We start from the raw sequence: 15,933 nt of genomic DNA, 5'->3' as shown, positions 1-15,933 counted from the left end.
ACAACCCGGCTTGCGCACTTTTCAACAGGCGGCTGGCCGCAGGAAGTCGGGGGCAAGCCTATCACGCTATCCCCCGCACGGGCACTGCTTGCGCGAACCGCCCGATTTTACGGCAAGGCCTTGCTCGAACATCAAATAGCGCCGATTGAGTATCATAAAATATTTTTGTAAACATTTGTTAACAATTAACACTGATCATTCACTGCAACAAAAGCCTCATTCGAGTAGCAATTCTGACCTGTCACCCTATGGTGAAACCTTGGCATAGCGTCGCGCTGTCGTTGCCTGAGTGGGATCACTCCCACGCTGACACCTCACCCCCTTGCCAAGGAGATACCATGTTCAGACCCATTCCTTCACTGCTGATGCTGGCCTTGCTCCCTACCGCCAGCTGGGCCGGCGACATCCACACCCCGCTTGCTCCCTACCACTTCACCCGACAGCAGCTCAGCGCCACTGACGCTGTCACAGTGCCACTGGACGAGGCCCACTTCGTGTTTGGCGAGGCAGCCATGGCATTCGATCTGCACGACTTCCTGCTGCAACAGGCGCCTCACCTGCTGCCCAAGGAGGAGGTGATCCTGCACTGGATCGGCATCACCAGCCTCAACCCCCAACTGCTGCTGGCCCTGATGGAGGCGAGCAGCCAGCTCATCTCGGCCCCCTCGGAACAAGCCATGGCGGCCCCGTTCGCCCGGCTGGTCAAGGCCCGGGGATTCGATAACCAGTTCGAGCAGATGGCGCGCCAGCTCTCTGCGCGCTTTTATCAGGCCCTGGCCCAGTTGCGCAATGCCCCCGCGCTGTCCCCGCTCGCCGCGCACCAGGCCGCTCTGGCCAGCCTGCTTGCCCCCCACGAGCGGCAGCAGTTGAGCGAGCAGTGGCAGACCCTGTTTGGCAAGGAGGCCATGATCTCGCCCAGAGCGCAGACGGTCACACCGTCGGACCGGCTGGCCGGTGGCCAGTTCCAGCTGCCCTGGCGCCAGGGTTACAGCTGGCAGGTGAACGGCGCCCACTCCCATACCGGCTCGGGCTCTCCCTACTCCTCCATCGATGTCTCCTACGACTGGCCGGGGTGGGGCAGCGCCACCTATACGGTCACCGCGGCCAACGGCGGGACCGTCACCGTCTTCTCCCGCTGCCAGGTGCGGATCACGGCCCCCAATGGCTGGGCCACCAACTATTACCACATGAGCGGCATCTCGGTTCGCAGCGGTGACTACGTGGCCGCCGACACCCCTATCGGCACCTATGCCAGCAATCGCAACGAAGCCCTGTGCGAGGGCGGCTCCTCCACGGGCCCGCACCTGCATTTCTCCCTGCTCTACAACGGGGTGTTCCAGTCCCTGCAGGGGCAGCGTCTGAGCAGCTATGCGGTCAACGTCGGCACCAGCAACTACGACGACAACTGCAACCGTTTCTGGCTGCAAAACAGCCGCAACGGCCAGCGTTTCTGTGCCTGGCAGCCGCTCTACAACAATGGCCTCGACTGAGCCGATTACATCCTGGGTAAGTCGCTCATGACAGGGCTCGGCGGTTTCATGCAAGCCGTCACAGATCCGCATATGCCCCTTTGAAAGTGCTCACAAAACAGCCAAAATGAGATTGCCGGCCAGCCAGACCAGTGTGAGGCTATGGGTGCCCATATGGGCACCCAAACAAGGACTGACAATAATGAAAAAAATCGCGGGAATCTGGGTGATCGCAGGCATGCTGATCGCCCCGCTGGCGCAAGCCGACGTCATACTGCACGCCTTCAACTGGAAATACAGTGACGTCACCGCCAAGGCCGATCTCATCAAGGCCGCCGGCTACAAGCAGGTGCTCATTTCGCCCCCCCTCAAATCATCCGGCAACGAGTGGTGGGCACGCTATCAACCGCAGGATCTGCGCCTTATCGACACCCCCCTTGGCAACAAGCAGGATCTCGAGCAACTGATCGCCGCCATGCAGGCGCGGGGCATTGCCGTCTATGCGGACGTAGTGCTCAATCACATGGCCAACGAGAGCTGGAAGCGCAGCGATCTCAACTACCCCGGCAGCGCGCTGCTCGACCAGTATGCGGCTAACCCGGCCTACTTCGAGCGCCAGAGGCTGTTTGGTGATCTGGGGCAGAACTTGCTGGCCGGATCGGATTTTCACCCCGAAGGCTGCATCACCGACTGGCACGATCCGGGTCACGTCCAGTACTGGCGCCTGTGCGGTGGCGCCGGTGACAAGGGGCTGCCGGATCTCGACCCCAACAACTGGGTGGTGAGCCAGCAGCAGGCCTATCTCAAGGCGCTCAAGGGGATGGGGATCAAGGGCTTTCGGGTCGATGCGGTCAAGCACATGAGCAATTACCAGATCAACGCCGTGTTCACCCCCGAGATAAAACAGGGCGTGCATGTGTTTGGCGAGGTGGTCACGTCGGGGGGCGCCGGCAGCACGGATTACGAACGCTTCCTCAAACCTTATCTCGACAGCAGCGGTCAGGGGGCCTATGACTTCCTGCTGTTTAACTCCCTGCGCGGGGCCTTGGGTTATGGCGGCAGCATGAACCTGCTGGCGGATCCGGGGGCCTACGGACAGGCCCTGCCGGGCAACCGGGCCATCACCTTCACCATCACCCACGACATTCCCACCAACGATGGCTTTCGCTACCAGATCCTCAACCAGACCGACGAGACGCTGGCCTATGCCTATCTGCTTGGCCGCGATGGTGGCTCACCGCTGGTCTATTCCGATCACGGCGAGACCCAGGCCAAGGATGGGCTGCGCTGGCAAGATTATTACCAACGCGCAGATCTCAAGGGAATGATCCGCTTCCACAATGCGGTGCAGGGCCAGCCCATGCAGCTCATCGGCAGCGGCGACTGCTTCGTGCTGTTCAAACGCGGCAAGCTGGGGCTGGTCGGCATTAACAAATGTGACTACGAGCAGGAGTACTGGCTCGATACCGCCAAGTTCGAGATGAACTGGTATCGCAACTACCGGGACGTGCTCGATCAGAACGCGCTGCTCAATGTGCAGAGCCAGTGGGTGCGGGTCGCCATTCCTGCCCGCAGCGCCCGGCTCTGGCTGCAGGAATAAGAAAGAGAGATCAAACCGGGGCCGCCACCGTGCGGCCCCTCTTTTTGCCGGTTTATTTCAGGCGCCGCGATCATCGGCAGCTTGTTCTGCCACCGTCATGATGCTTTACTCAACAAGCCTAACGAGGCTGAAGGAGCAAGCCGTTGAAATCATGGATGTTGATGGGATTGATCCCGCTGTTTTCCCCGCCCGGCTGGAGCCAGACTCCCCCACCGGCCGAGGTGGTGATCCTGACCACAGAGGCGCAAGCCCCCCTCCCCGTTCCTCTGGTGGCTCCCACGTCAATGCCCGCGCCCAGCGCACTCCCCGACCCCAGCCGGCTGACCACCAGCCTGCCGCCCGGCACACGCCAGATCCAGGTCTACAAATCGGTCCAGAAAAACGGCGTGATACGCTACTCCGACATGATGCCGGAGCAGGGCCACTACGAGCTGCTGCTGTTCAACGACTGCTACGCCTGCGACCCGGCCTCCAAGGTCAACTGGCACACGACCGGCCTCTTCCTCTACGACTACGCCAGCACGATACAGGCGGCAGCCAAGGCCTATCAGGTGGAGCCCGCGCTCATCCGGGCGCTTATCCACGCCGAATCCGCCTTCAACCCGCTGGCGGTCTCCCGCAAGGGGGCCATGGGGCTGACCCAGCTGATGCCGGCCACGGCGCACGAACTGGGGGTCGGCGATGCCCTGATAGCCGAGCAGAATATCTTTGGCGGGGTGAAATACCTGTCAGGCCTGCTCAAGCAATATGACGGCAACATAGCGCTGGCGACCGCGGCCTACAACGCGGGGGCCGGAGCGGTGCAAAAACATGGGGGCATCCCCCCTTATGCCGAGACCCGCGCCTATGTGGAGCGGGTGCAGCTATTACATCAACGCTATAAAGAGATGCTGCACACCCGGGGGCTGTGACCACACTCCCGTGGCGCAACCGCTGGCACAAGATCCCCCTGATACCCGGCCCCACGGCTGTCCAGCCCGAACTCGACGTCTGAATGCATACCCCTCACGGGGCCTGTTGATACCCACGTTTTTGTCACGGATCACGCTTTCGGTGCAATCACGCGATAGGCCAAGGCCCCCGGAATGGCACCGACGTTCGGCGCAACCCGGGGCAAGGAGCCGGGGCTCACGAGGTCGCCGTTGTTAAACGGCGCCACATTATGGGCGGGTGACATGACGAGGCGACGTAAACCACGTCTCGCCAAGAAGATGTAATAAAGGTCACAAGCCATTGATTAATAAAGAGGATTGTCGTCACTCCGCAGGCTGGCTGTCCCGATTGGAGTCACGCCATGTGACAAGACAACTCTTGACTCGGTTAAGGCTTTTAGCAAAGGGTGGCGCGCACCTGAGCCGTGCCAGGCGCAACGAATAAACAAGGAGGGCGCCCGGGCGCCCTCCTCTCACATTAGTCTTCAGACGCGGCAGGCTTCAGCGATAGCGGCCGCGCACCGAGCTGGTGGCCCGCCCCGCCATTTTGATCAGGCTCTGGCGGGTATGGAAGTGGCAAATAGCCACCCCGAGCGCATCCGCCGCATCCGCCTGGGGCGTGGCCGACAGCTTGAGCAGATGGGTCACCATGTGCTGCACCTGCTCCTTGGCCGCGCCGCCCGTGCCCACCACTGCCTGCTTGATCTGGGTCGCCGAGTATTCGCTCACCGGCAGCAAGGCATTGACCGCCGCGACGATGGCGCTGCCCCTGGCCTGACCCAGCTTCAGGGCCGAATCGGCGTTGCGAGCCATGAAGACCCGCTCTATGGCAAACTCGTCGGGCTTGAACTGGGTGATGATCTCGCTCACCCCGTCATACACCTGCTTGAGGCGGGACGGCAGCTCGCCCAGGTCGGTGCGAATACAACCTGAACCCAGGTATTCCGCCTTGCCCGCGACGATGCGGATAACGCCATAGCCGGTGATCCTGGAGCCCGGATCTATCCCCAGAATAATGCTCATGGCAGCTCCGCCATGCACGCCTGAGGGCGGCTCACACCCTCATCACCACTGAGCCGGGGGCCCGGCTCCATTCCGAAAATAATGCTCATGACACTCTGTTGCTCTGAAGGCAGTTCATGGCCGCCAAGATAGCAAACAAGCGTCCGCTTGGCTCGCGCGGCGGCGCCCTCGCCTGCTGACTGCGCAGGGATCCGTCATCTTGTACAGTAGTCTGCCGGTTTACTCACCCGTGCGGGCCCGATAAATCAGGCTCGACAGGCGCAGGAGAGGGGTCAGATCGCGAGCGCCACCAGCTGCTCCGCCAGCCGGTGACCATGCAGGCAGGAGGCGATCAGCTCGCTATCGGCCTTGCCCGATTCAATTTGCTGATACCAGTGTTCCAGCATGGCGGCAAAGCCCCGTTGGACCAATACCGGCTGCCAGTCGTTGGGGATAAGGGCCTGCAACCTCTTGTCTCGGGCAATCGTGCCGCGGGTGCAGTTCTCAAGGTGCAGGGAGAGGTTGTCGCCATAGGCGTCGATGCGCTCCTCGGTGATGCCAGCACTGCGATTCATGCTGCCGCTGATAGCGCGATCACCGCTCTGCCAGCTGACGCTCACCCCGGCCAGCAGGCTGTTGTCCTTGGCATCCGGCCGCAATACCGCCTGAAAATCCCCGTCTGGCGCGCCGCCATAGAAGCAGAGGCTGTCGAGCACATGGATAAAATCATCGAACAGAAACTGACGGGGTGCCCCAGGCAGTGCGTGTCTGTGTTTTTGCCAGTTAAGCTCGGTGAGCGGCTGGGCACGGGCGGCATCCATGGCGGGCAGATAGCGGCGGTTAAAGCCGACAAACAGCGGGCAATCCTGCACCATGGCGAGGTTGGCGAGCTCCTCGGCCTCGGCCAGCGTGTCGCACAGGGGTTTGTCGACAAAGGTGGGGATCCCCGCGCGCAGGCTCTGCTCGGCAAGCTCGCGATGCACCGCGGTGGCGGCGTGGATCATCACGGCATCGGGGCGACTTGCCAGCAGGGCATTAACATCGGTGTACGACTCGGGGATCCGGTACTGGCGAGACAGCTTGTCCAGCACCTCTGGGCTTCGGGTGCAGAGCAGCGGGGTCACCCGCTCGTCGCTCGCCAGCAGCGGCAGATAGGCTTTCTGGGCGATATCCCCCAGACCAATCAGGGCAATGCGCATCTCAACTCCTTTTCACTCAATAACGGAATAAGCGGATAACTGCCCGCACCATCGCAGGATGTCCCCCCGCAGCGCCAGCCTGCTGTTAGCCACTCTGGCTGGCGGCGGCCTTTCTCTGCCAGTGGCTGCGTTATCTGGGCGCAAGGTCGCTGACCGACTTAATCACCTCGGCCATCCACTCGATGGCCAGATTGCCCTGACTTTTTCTGTGTCTGCCGACCACCACCTCAAACAGTTGCGGCGCCCCGGCCATCGCCACGGTGCGAAAATCGCCGAGGGCGGCGATAGCCGACGGAATGCAGGCGGCGACGTCATTGACCGACATAAAGGCTTGCAGCGAGGTGTAACAGGGGAGCGTCGCCACCGCCGAGCGGGCGACCTGCTGCGGGCTCATCTGCCCTTCAAAATTGCCGACGCTGTTGGCGAACTGCACAAAGGGGATGGCCGCCATATCCTGCGGCTGGGCATTATCCGGAAGATAGCGGGAGTCCTGGCGCAGCACGCAGCAGTAGTGGTCCCGGCGCAGGGTTGCGCGCAGCAACCCCGGATCAATATAGGCATCGAAACCAATCACCAGATCAATCTCGCCGCTGGCCAGCGCGGGTTGCTCTGAGTGATTAGTTACTTGGTTTAATACACATTATTCATATCCACAGCGATTTCTTTAACTGAGAAAGGAGTACTTATGCACATACATCATCGTATCGATCAAGCAGGTTTTATTCTTCCGGTCAGTCGGTCATTCACTCAACTGCTGTTCAACGCATTATCCGCTGCCCCAGATATGCCCCCATCAACCCGTGCGGTAACGCTCAATTTCCGTGACCCGCAGTACAGCAGCGAACGCGGTGGCTACCACCCGGTAGAAATACGGCTGATACGACATAGCGAAGGTTGGCGCTTCGACTATGTGACGGATTTTGGCTTTGTCGGCACGGTTTACCCAGAGTTGGAGAAGATACTGGATTTTAGCTGGACGCAGCGTTACGTGTTCGAGAGCCGACTGGGTGACCTGACTAATGCGGAGGGAAGAGAGTTGTACGCACTGTGGCAGCAAAACTTTGTCAGTTACTGGCATGCGGATGCCTACACCACAGCCGTGTCGTGGGAAATTTGACCACCACGATAGCAAGAGGGTAACCCATGGCGATGCAGAGGATGCTGCCAAGGTTATCCCATTACACCACTCTGACATTATCGGCATGACGTTCAATAGCACAAACATGGATGAAAAAAGCGAAAACTTGACAGTTTTCTGAGTAACCTTGGTACATCTGAAGCTATATGATGCATGACTCTTGCACACAAGTAACTCGGAGAGCTCCATGCCATCTTTAACTATCAAACTTGCTTTGCCCCTCATTATGTTTGCATCTGCATCAACGCTAGCAGATTCGCTAAAATTATCAAGCACAGACATTACCCATGGGAAAGTCATGAGCCAATCTCAAGAGTTCCAAGGGTTTGGCTGTAATGGTAAGAATTTTTCACCACAGCTGTCCTGGTCTGGTGCCCCAAAAGGCACTGAAGCCTTTGCTGTTTTTGCTTATGATCCTGATGCCCCGACAGGCAGTGGTTGGTGGCATTGGCAGGTAATCAATATACCTAAAGATGTCACTACTCTGGCTACAGGAGCTGGTGAGCCAAGCAAAAATGTACTACCTGCTGGAAGTTTCCAAATGAATAACGACTTCGGGCAACGGGGATTCGGCGGAGCTTGTCCTCCTGAAGGACACGGTATGCATCGTTATCAATTTACGGTCTATGCGCTGTCCAAAAAAATTGAGTTACCAGAAAATGCCTCAGGTGCACTTACAGGCTATATGGTCAAAGCCCACTCATTGGGAGCGAGCACTATTGAAGCCTTGTATAAGCGGGATTAATTTAAGAAAATATAATAAATAGTTATATTTTCCTTTCATTACAGCTAGAAGTTTTTTTTAGTTACCTTACTTCTGCTCTGCGACTACTAAATGAGTGGCAGGCTTTTTTTCTATGTTTAATATTAAAATCAATTAAATATGTACGCCTAACATTCAAGTATAACAGAGCGAAGTTTTAATCTAGGTTTAAATGTCATTCACAATAAAGGAGTGATGGCAGTGATTTTATCCGCAAACCGTTCAACAAAAGTAAAATTGTTGGCGATGCATGGAAACGGTAGTAACAGCACGATCACTGAATTGCAGTTAAGTAATTTAGATTTAGTGATGCCCAAGTTTCAATTTGTTTACCTTAACGGCCCCACTCCTGTAGATGAACCTGGAATCGGCTTAGAGGGACTGGGATCTGGCCCTTGGTATTCCTGGTTCAATAGCCAGCAAGAGGGCGATATTCGGCTTAATACTCTTTGTGATGCTGTTTACTACATCCTTAAAAGTGTAGAACAGGAAGGGCCGTTTGATGGCGTTTACGGTTTCAGCCAAGGGGCATTGGTAGCAAATTTAGCCAATAACTTATATAAGGATCGGGCGCTTCAATCTGCACTGATGTCCCGTTTTGGGGAATCTATCAGACTGATAATGCCTAAAGGTCCGCTCTTTAATATTGCTATTTTTGCCTGTGCTGCCAGTTCCACTCCGCTATCTGAACTCAGGGCGAAATTAGGTTTACTCCCTGTTCCGTCATTCCCCGACTATCAAAGTATCCATTTAATCGGGCGTGAAGACCCCTATAAGCCGTGGTCGGAGTCTTTTGTTCATACTTTTGAACCGAGCCGAACGACTGTTTTGTACCTTTCTGGCGGTCATGAGATAAATTATCCACTTCAAGAACAGGGTAAAGTGTCAGACCTTATATATCAGAGTCTCAAGGAAGGAATTAGTCAAACCCACACTGATAGCATTCAGGAACCTACATGGACAAAGTCAAGTGAGTTAAGTTCGCGGGCCATCACAAAAAATCTCCAGTTCGCGGATGTTAAATTAAACCTTGAAGGGTTACCGGAAACCCTCCATCAATTGCTCGCAACACCTCCTAAGGAGGCTCCCCTGTTCCGCCTGGCTCGGGAGCAGAACGCCGATATGTTTACCTCCTATGGCGAAATGCTTCAGTTTTGTTCTCCAGGTGGAGGCGGTGACCTTCGCAAACTTGGTGTGCAAAAAGGGGATGTCGTTGCATATGTAGCGCCAATAGGCGGCAATGCTACTGCTGCATGTGCTTTTTTGTCCATCGCCGCACAGGCTTGTGCCGTACCTTTTTCTTCCACACTGAGCGAATCAGATGCCCTTCAGGCCTTAGAGCAATTTAATGTTAAGCATCTAGTGATGTTTACAGACGTTACCGCTCCTGGAATCAAAGCAGCTTTTGATAAATATGCGCTACGAGTGATGTCAAAAGTTCATCTGCATTATGCTGAGCGCTCTGATAAGCATTCGCCTGGGTTATTTAGCTATCTGCACACCTCTACGGACTTTGCACTTTTACCACCGTTATCAAACGAGCCAGCAGCTCACTGCTTACTGCTACGCACGTCAGGTACGACCTCGTTACCCAAAGTAGTCCCGTTAAGACAAAGAGATTTGGTATTAAACGGCGCGCTTCTTGCCGACTCTATGGGGCTCAACGCAGATGATGTGACCTATAGTGTTATGCCTTTAGATCACATTGGTGGGTTAAGTGCATCGATCTTGTGCAGTGTTGCTGTTGGCGCAACGATTACTTGTGATGGCATTTACCAACCTGAAGCAATGGCTAAAGCGCTATCACTGTCCAATCCGCGCCCAACATGGTACTCATCTGTCCCAACCATTCATAATGGTACTGTGCGTTATCTCTTAGACAATGCGGAGGCTTATCTCGATCAGGCAGGCCGCTGGCAGGGGCATAACCTACGTATGATCCGCTCTGGGGCTGCGGATTTAAAAGAGGCAGACCGTAAACTTCTGACGTCCATTTTTGGATGTCAGATTGTCACTACCTACAGCATGTCGGAACAGATGCCCATATCCCAACCAGCAAGAACCGAAGGTTCGTGGCTGCAAAAACCCGGCGCAGTAGGAGTCCCTATCACTGCTTCACTCGCCATTGTCGATTCTACTTCTTTGCGTCCTCTTCCTTTTGGAAGTGAGGGTGAAGTGGCCATTTCAGGAGAAACCGTTTTCACCGGTTACCAAGATAATCAGGATGCAAACAACAGTTCCCGTTTCCTGCTCAAATCCCCACATAGTGGTCTGTTCGAAACGTGGTTTCTCACCGGAGATTTAGGGGAGATGGACCACAATGGTACATTAACCCTGAAAGGTCGTCTTAAAGAATTGATCAAAAGGGGGGGGAGAACAAATCGCACCAGCTGAAGTCGAAGCTCTTTTGACACAGCACAACGCAGTCAATGTGGCTGTGTGTTTCGCTGTTCCCTCTGAGCTATATGGCGAAGAGGTTGGCTGTGCATTAATTTTAGACCCCTCCTACTCAGAGCAATTCTCCGATCAAGAAATAGTTAGAGAGTTTAGAACATATTTGAGGGAGCAAGGGTTAGCCTCATTTAAATTTCCAACATGTTGGAAACTAGCTCTGGATGAAGAAATACCAAGAACAGCTAGTCGAAAAATTGTGCGTAATAAAATTGCACAACAACTGAACGTGACACCTGGCGTATCAGCAACAGCGGCATTGGTTGAGAGAAACACAAGAAAGAGCAAAGCAACCGAGGGTAAGCATAAATCCACTGGCTTGTTAGATGATCTGTTCTCATCTAAAAAAGATAATGTGATTGATGTATCAGGTAGTAAAGCTAAAATAGACTGGCAGACGTTAGCAGGTTTTCGCTTCTTGTTGGCTTGTTATGTGATGTTTATGCATATTGGCTCCAACGGGTCGTGGGATGCTTTTTCCAATCTAAGGCAATTCCCATGGCATGTGCATACATTCTTTACATTAGCTGGCTTCACTTTGGCTGCACTCATGCCGTCCTTGATAAAAAATAAGATGGCATTTGTTTCAGCCCGAGTTGCCGGAATATATCCTTTATATGGGCTAGCTGTGTTGTTTGCCTTGGGGAATTTATTGGTGACGTGCCAACCATCAACATTCTCGCCTATTTTTCATTGGGCACAGATCGTTGATTCTGGGACGAAATTCTGTGAAGGAACCCCTTGGGTACAAGATTCCTGGTTAGCGAATGTGCTGCTCACTTTGGGGATACATCTGACGGGATTACAGGCCACACCGCTGTGGGGAGCATCATGGTTCATGGGATTCTATTTGTGGTTCATGTCCATGTATTTCCAGTGCCTAATTGTCTTCCCCTTTTTGTATAACGCACTTTATAAAAATCGGGGCAAATCCAAACAGCTCCTATCGCTGACACTCTTAGGCCTTGGGCTGAATATTTTAATCGTTCTCTCTTTCTGGTATGTCTACGCCGTAGATGCCACCGGGTATGGTTTCTTTGATGCATTAACTGGTCAGAGAACAACGCCTTCACAATCACAACTGGAAATGGCAGGCAAGGAAAATGCTGTTATTCTTGGGTTCTACTTGTTTGCACCATTTTGGATGGTTTATTTTATAGCAGGTATGTGTGCAGCATTTTTATACGATGCTATTCGCCCTGCGGAACATGTCCGGGCCGATATATGGGGAAGAATCGCTGATACCATTACCTTGATTATGATCGTCGTGAGTGTAGCGCACATAGCGCAAGGTTATTTTCCTAGCGGTGAGGGCTGGGTTTCTGTTGAACAAAATGCCCTACGCCCTGCGGCTGCAGATTCTCTGACCGATCCAGCTATAGTGAACAGGATCTGGGATAATATCTATGGACGTCTGTTTGCCCCTATCACTTTGCTTTGGATTTTTGCTCTAAGCACGGGGCAAGGGATGACTGCTCGCTTCTTTAGGTCGAGTCCTATTTCGCAAATATTGGCACCAACGGCATTCTCTTGTTTCCTGTTTCACCAAATGATTGGCCAATGGTATTACTCAGTGACACGACATGGTGAGTGGTGGAACTGGTGGAGTCACCAAAAGGCTTTCTACTGGTTTAGTCCACAACCTGTTCCTGTTGAATGGTATGAGTACTTTTATATTGTAGGATTGGTAGTCCTCTTTGCTAAAGCAATTCAGCCTGTTGATCCTTTATTAAGACGTACATTTGTCAATATCGGCGACTTGCTGGGAAAACTCACAGGTGCAAACAGTAAGGAATCTGTAACCCTCCCTGAGTTGGATGCCACTACGCGTATTCTAGCTATAGTTTATCGAATCACGGGCATGGAAGTTAAACCAGAATGGAACCTTGAAGAATGTGGTCTTGCTTCTTTAGGTATTGTCCAATTTACCAATACCCTACAAACTGAATTTTCACCACCATCACATAAAATAGTGCTATCTGTCTCTGACATTATTTCTGCCAAGGATCTTAATGAAATTTCCGTCATGGTGGAGCGGGCAATACACGAAGGGAGCAAAAAAATAGAACCAACATCACAGAAGTTTGATAATGAGCTTACCAATTTAACCTGACAGTCATAAATATTATTATTGGCTATGTCTAGCAGTCGTAAGCTTAGCCAATATTATTACGTAGTACCATAAATATGAAAAGGATTCATTTGTGAAAAATATAGCGGTTATTTTATCTGGTTGTGGTTATCTTGACGGTGCAGAGATTCGTGAGTCGGTTTTAACACTCCTAGCACTGGATCAAGAAGGTGTTTCCTACAAGATTTTTGCGTTAAATCAAGACCAGCATCATGTTGTCAACCATCTTACTGGAGAGGAGTCTGAAGGTAATAAAAGAAATATATTGGAAGAAGCAGCCAGAATTGCACGCGGTAAAATAGAAGACATCGCCAAGCTGAATACTAATGAGTTTGATGCTTTAGTGATCCCAGGTGGTTTTGGGGTAGCAAAGAATATGTGTTCATTTGCTTTTTCTGGCAGCCACGCATCAGTTAACGAACAGGTTCTAAACCAGATTAAAGCATTTAAAGGTGCTAATAAGCCTATTGGGGCAATTTGTATTGCACCTGCATTATTGGCACTCTCTATTGGTCATGATAAACCTACCTTGACCATTGGTACAAATAGTGAGATCGCTAGCGAGATAGAAAAAACGGGAGCTATACATAAGAATTGTATCACATCAGAATGTGTCGTTGATATGGAGCATAAAATCGTTACAACACCAGCTTACATGACTGACGATGCAAAATTATCGGATACCTATTTAGGAATCTCAAAACTTGTAAAGAAAGTTGTTGAGTTAGCCTAATCTTTATCAACAACCGCCAATATATGCAATATTGGCGGTTTTTTTAATAACAGCAAGCTTTATAGATAATATTAATAAATAGAGCTAGGGGTGTTATGCATATAGTGATTTATTTCCCTTGACATGTAAGAAGGATTAGCTCAAAATTTTCAAAAAATAATTATGTAAAGGAAGGCATGGAGAGGAATTATGGATGACATCATGCGTCTCGTTCAAAAAGTACAATTTGCGAATTCAGAATTACCTTTCTATGTTTACACATCGACTTATGAACAGAATATCTTGAATATACCGGTAGCAAAACCGCTGCTTATCTTTGTTGTCAACGGTGAAAAAAAACTCGGTGAAGGCTTTAAGCTAACTTGCCAGAGTAATGAGTTTATTTTCCTTCCTGATAATAATTCGATTCACATGAGAAACATCCCAAATAAAAAGAAATATATCGCAATATTAATTGAGTTTGAACATCAAGACTTTGATGGGTTACCCATAAATAATTTCAGCCATAAGACTGATTATTTTATTGGTAATGCAAGAGAAGAAATAAAACAGTGTTTGAAGCAGTTTATAACAATATCTTCATGGGCACCAAAAAAAATTTTGTCATTAAGAAAAAAAGAGTTTCTGATACTACTTTATCATTTAGGATATAAGGAGGTCGTATCTATGGTAGGTCGCTCCAAGGTCAGCCATAAGATACACGACCTATTGATTAGAAATAATTTCCGCGAAATAACGATGGATAAGATCTGTGACGCATTGGCAATGAGTCAATCAACATTACATCGCAAGCTTAAATCAGAAAACACCAGCATTAAAGAAATAAAAGATAGAGCCCGGTTAGGCCTTGGTTTGCATTTGTTGCAAACAACAGAAAAATCAATAAGCTTGATTTCTGAAAAATGTGGTTACCAATCCCACTCCCGTTTTACCCAGAGTTTTAAAAATCGCTTTGGATTAACACCCACTGAACTTAGAAAAACAAAACAACCTCTCTAAAGCTTTGTTAATGGAATGGTCGCCTCCCATCTTTTGTGCCACAGTGGGACGATAAATCGTCACTAATTAGAAAGGAAATTTGCGAAAGGAAATTTGGACACTCACCTTTTGGTGCAAGCCACTATCAGGCTGCTTGCAGGCACAATAAGGGTGAATGCATTCGAACTGATACCTGCAAAAGTCGGCTAGTGGGAGAGATTTTCAGGTTTAGAAAGCAACAGCCCCTGCACAGCCATCCACTGAACTATGTGCAATACCCGGAGCTATCGAGAGGGTGGACGCAAATCAATCAGAGCTGTGGTTGATGGCATCGCCGCTGGCCACAGTGGCGGGCAAACTGCTGGCAATGATCTCTGTCTCCCACCACTCTGATCCCTTGTCGCCTAAACAGCGTCACCTGTTTCAACCAGCGGGCGCCATCAAGACCCAGCCGTTCCAGGATGGGTCCAAGACGGGCCGGAATATGACCCCGCTTGTCGGGCCGAATAGCACGACCCGTCCAATCAACCAGCATCAGGTAATCGGTGAAGGCATAGGGCAACTCTTCAGGCTTCCCCTGGCTAGCAAACGGCAGCAAAAGTGGTAGCAAAACCTCAGGAGTAGCAGGTTCCTCAAGGCGCTGTTTGATACTGGTGTAGTCGCTCTGCTCTGGCCGGTCGGTCAACGCAGCTCGTATCGGATTGAGGTCAACATACGCCATACAGGCCAGCAAGGCTGATTCGGTGAGCAAAGCCTGACTCTTGAAGCGACCCTCCCAGAAATGGCCCTTGCAGCCATCTTCCTGATTGGCCTGACGGGCCAAATTTTCATTGAGTAGACGAATAAACCAGCTGATGGAGTGAAGCCGCTCCCGCCATTGGGCAAGCAATTGCTGCACGACCGCCAGTTCAGGCTCGATCAGCGTCTCCCCCTGATACCAGCGTCGTACCAACAGCGGCCACTGGAAAAGAGCCGCCCAGCGCTCAGCCACCTCCCGTTCACTCCAGTTGGCCGCCGTATCGGGCTCCACCTTGAGCACAAGATGATAGTGATTGCTCATCACCGCATAGGCACAAACACCGATAGCAAACAGCCGTGACAGTTGCCCCAACTTGTCGACCACCCACTGGCGCCGATGTTCGTAACTCTGGCCAGAATGGGCATCCTCACCACACAGAAAGGCTCGCCGCACACAGCGGCTCACCACGTGGTAGTAAGGCGTATCCTGCAAGCTGATTTGGCGTGAACGGGCAATGGTCATGGCGCATCCCTCGACTGCGACTTCTCAAGTCAAGAACAGTACTACGCCACTGTCAAAAAGGTGGGTGTCCCAGATTTCCTCCAAAAAGGTGGGTGTCCCAGATTTCCTCCCTTCCCTCCAGATCTCCCGATCTCTCCCAGATTTCAGTTTGGTGATACCGCGCAAAAAATGATGAATTTCTGGTGGTTACGCCATTTTTCACTCGCCAATGTAGCTTCACTTGGATTACCATACCCACACGAATCCACCCCAGTCGCGATAGGTTACAGTCCTAGT

13 protein-coding genes are annotated in these 15,933 nt (G+C 52.0%); 9 read left to right on the top strand and 4 right to left on the bottom strand.

Annotated features, from left to right (window positions below; all coding sequences use genetic code 11):
• The first annotated feature begins 338 nt into the window (after positions 1–338).
• The 3 genes from BN1129_RS17635 (at position 339) to BN1129_RS17625 (ending at position 3,980) form a co-directional block, all read left to right on the top strand.
• A complete protein-coding gene (locus tag BN1129_RS17635) occupies positions 339–1,490 on the top strand; it encodes a M23 family metallopeptidase (RefSeq protein WP_042038294.1) in 1,152 nt (383 codons plus the stop codon).
• Between the two features lie 181 nt (positions 1,491–1,671).
• The gene (locus BN1129_RS17630) at positions 1,672–3,069 is read left to right on the top strand and encodes an alpha-amylase family protein (protein ID WP_042038293.1); all 1,398 of its coding nucleotides are present in this window, start codon (positions 1,672–1,674) and stop codon (positions 3,067–3,069) included.
• A gap of 155 nt (positions 3,070–3,224) precedes the next feature.
• Positions 3,225–3,980 carry a lytic transglycosylase domain-containing protein gene (locus tag BN1129_RS17625; RefSeq protein ID WP_042038291.1) on the top strand — a complete coding sequence of 252 codons (756 nt, stop codon included), beginning with the start codon at positions 3,225–3,227 and terminating at the stop codon, positions 3,978–3,980.
• Positions 3,981–4,502: 522 nt separating this feature from the next.
• Here the strand turns inward: BN1129_RS17625 and ruvC are convergent.
• The 3 genes from ruvC to BN1129_RS17610 all read right to left on the bottom strand — a co-directional run bounded on the left by ruvC (position 4,503) and on the right by BN1129_RS17610 (position 6,800).
• Positions 4,503–5,024 (bottom strand): crossover junction endodeoxyribonuclease RuvC, encoded by a 522-nt coding sequence (gene ruvC / locus BN1129_RS17620; protein ID WP_017412842.1) that lies wholly within the window; start codon positions 5,022–5,024, stop codon positions 4,503–4,505.
• Positions 5,025–5,296: 272 nt separating this feature from the next.
• Positions 5,297–6,202, bottom strand: coding sequence for a Gfo/Idh/MocA family protein (locus tag BN1129_RS17615; RefSeq protein ID WP_042038289.1), 906 nt, complete (start codon positions 6,200–6,202; stop codon positions 5,297–5,299).
• A gap of 130 nt (positions 6,203–6,332) precedes the next feature.
• The gene (locus tag BN1129_RS17610) at positions 6,333–6,800 is read right to left on the bottom strand and encodes a LysR substrate-binding domain-containing protein (protein ID WP_280136041.1); all 468 of its coding nucleotides are present in this window, start codon (positions 6,798–6,800) and stop codon (positions 6,333–6,335) included.
• 87 nt (positions 6,801–6,887) lie between these two features.
• Between BN1129_RS17610 and BN1129_RS17605 the strand changes: the two genes are divergently transcribed.
• The 6 genes from BN1129_RS17605 (at position 6,888) to BN1129_RS17590 (ending at position 14,417) form a co-directional block, all read left to right on the top strand.
• Complete coding sequence (locus tag BN1129_RS17605) at positions 6,888–7,319, top strand: DUF2787 family protein (RefSeq protein WP_042038288.1); 432 nt, start codon at positions 6,888–6,890, stop codon at positions 7,317–7,319.
• 208 nt (positions 7,320–7,527) lie between these two features.
• Complete coding sequence (locus BN1129_RS22750) at positions 7,528–8,085, top strand: YbhB/YbcL family Raf kinase inhibitor-like protein (RefSeq protein ID WP_084204679.1); 558 nt, start codon at positions 7,528–7,530, stop codon at positions 8,083–8,085.
• A 213-nt stretch (positions 8,086–8,298) separates the two neighbouring features.
• A complete protein-coding gene (locus BN1129_RS24025; RefSeq protein WP_209418527.1) occupies positions 8,299–10,497 on the top strand; it encodes an AMP-binding protein in 2,199 nt (732 codons plus the stop codon).
• The gene (locus BN1129_RS24020) at positions 10,484–12,667 is read left to right on the top strand and encodes an acyltransferase family protein (RefSeq protein ID WP_280136040.1); all 2,184 of its coding nucleotides are present in this window, start codon (positions 10,484–10,486) and stop codon (positions 12,665–12,667) included. Before BN1129_RS24025 ends, BN1129_RS24020 begins: the two co-directional genes overlap by 14 nt.
• A gap of 91 nt (positions 12,668–12,758) precedes the next feature.
• The gene (gene elbB, locus BN1129_RS17595) at positions 12,759–13,418 is read left to right on the top strand and encodes an isoprenoid biosynthesis glyoxalase ElbB (protein ID WP_042038287.1); all 660 of its coding nucleotides are present in this window, start codon (positions 12,759–12,761) and stop codon (positions 13,416–13,418) included.
• A gap of 189 nt (positions 13,419–13,607) precedes the next feature.
• Positions 13,608–14,417, top strand: a complete 810-nt coding sequence (locus BN1129_RS17590; protein ID WP_042038286.1) for a helix-turn-helix transcriptional regulator — start codon at positions 13,608–13,610, stop codon at positions 14,415–14,417.
• A gap of 289 nt (positions 14,418–14,706) precedes the next feature.
• On the opposite strand, the gene BN1129_RS17585 is transcribed toward BN1129_RS17590, so the two are convergent.
• Positions 14,707–15,657, bottom strand: a complete 951-nt coding sequence (locus tag BN1129_RS17585; protein ID WP_042038285.1) for a transposase — start codon at positions 15,655–15,657, stop codon at positions 14,707–14,709.
• Positions 15,658–15,933 lie beyond the last annotated feature (276 nt).

The sequence above is a fragment of the Aeromonas popoffii genome (genome assembly GCF_000820025.1).
GTDB classification, from domain to species: Bacteria; Pseudomonadota; Gammaproteobacteria; order Enterobacterales; family Aeromonadaceae; genus Aeromonas; species Aeromonas popoffii.
Note: the sequence above shows the minus strand (reverse complement) of the source record. Positions and strands in the feature narration are given on the sequence as shown.

What these genes read in the sequence shown, in the direction of transcription:
- BN1129_RS17635 (WP_042038294.1), top strand. Translation starts at nt 339, where the DNA reads ATGTTCAGACCCATTCCTTCACTGCTGATGCTGGCCTTGCTCCCTACC.
- BN1129_RS17630 (WP_042038293.1), top strand. Translation starts at nt 1,672, where the DNA reads ATGAAAAAAATCGCGGGAATCTGGGTGATCGCAGGCATGCTGATCGCC.
- BN1129_RS17625 (WP_042038291.1), top strand. Translation starts at nt 3,225, where the DNA reads ATGTTGATGGGATTGATCCCGCTGTTTTCCCCGCCCGGCTGGAGCCAG.
- ruvC (WP_017412842.1), bottom strand. Translation starts at nt 5,024, where the DNA reads ATGAGCATTATTCTGGGGATAGATCCGGGCTCCAGGATCACCGGCTAT.
- BN1129_RS17615 (WP_042038289.1), bottom strand. Translation starts at nt 6,202, where the DNA reads ATGCGCATTGCCCTGATTGGTCTGGGGGATATCGCCCAGAAAGCCTAT.
- BN1129_RS17605 (WP_042038288.1), top strand. Translation starts at nt 6,888, where the DNA reads ATGCACATACATCATCGTATCGATCAAGCAGGTTTTATTCTTCCGGTC.
- BN1129_RS22750 (WP_084204679.1), top strand. Translation starts at nt 7,528, where the DNA reads ATGCCATCTTTAACTATCAAACTTGCTTTGCCCCTCATTATGTTTGCA.
- BN1129_RS24025 (WP_209418527.1), top strand. Translation starts at nt 8,299, where the DNA reads ATGGCAGTGATTTTATCCGCAAACCGTTCAACAAAAGTAAAATTGTTG.
- BN1129_RS17590 (WP_042038286.1), top strand. Translation starts at nt 13,608, where the DNA reads ATGGATGACATCATGCGTCTCGTTCAAAAAGTACAATTTGCGAATTCA.
- BN1129_RS17585 (WP_042038285.1), bottom strand. Translation starts at nt 15,657, where the DNA reads ATGACCATTGCCCGTTCACGCCAAATCAGCTTGCAGGATACGCCTTAC.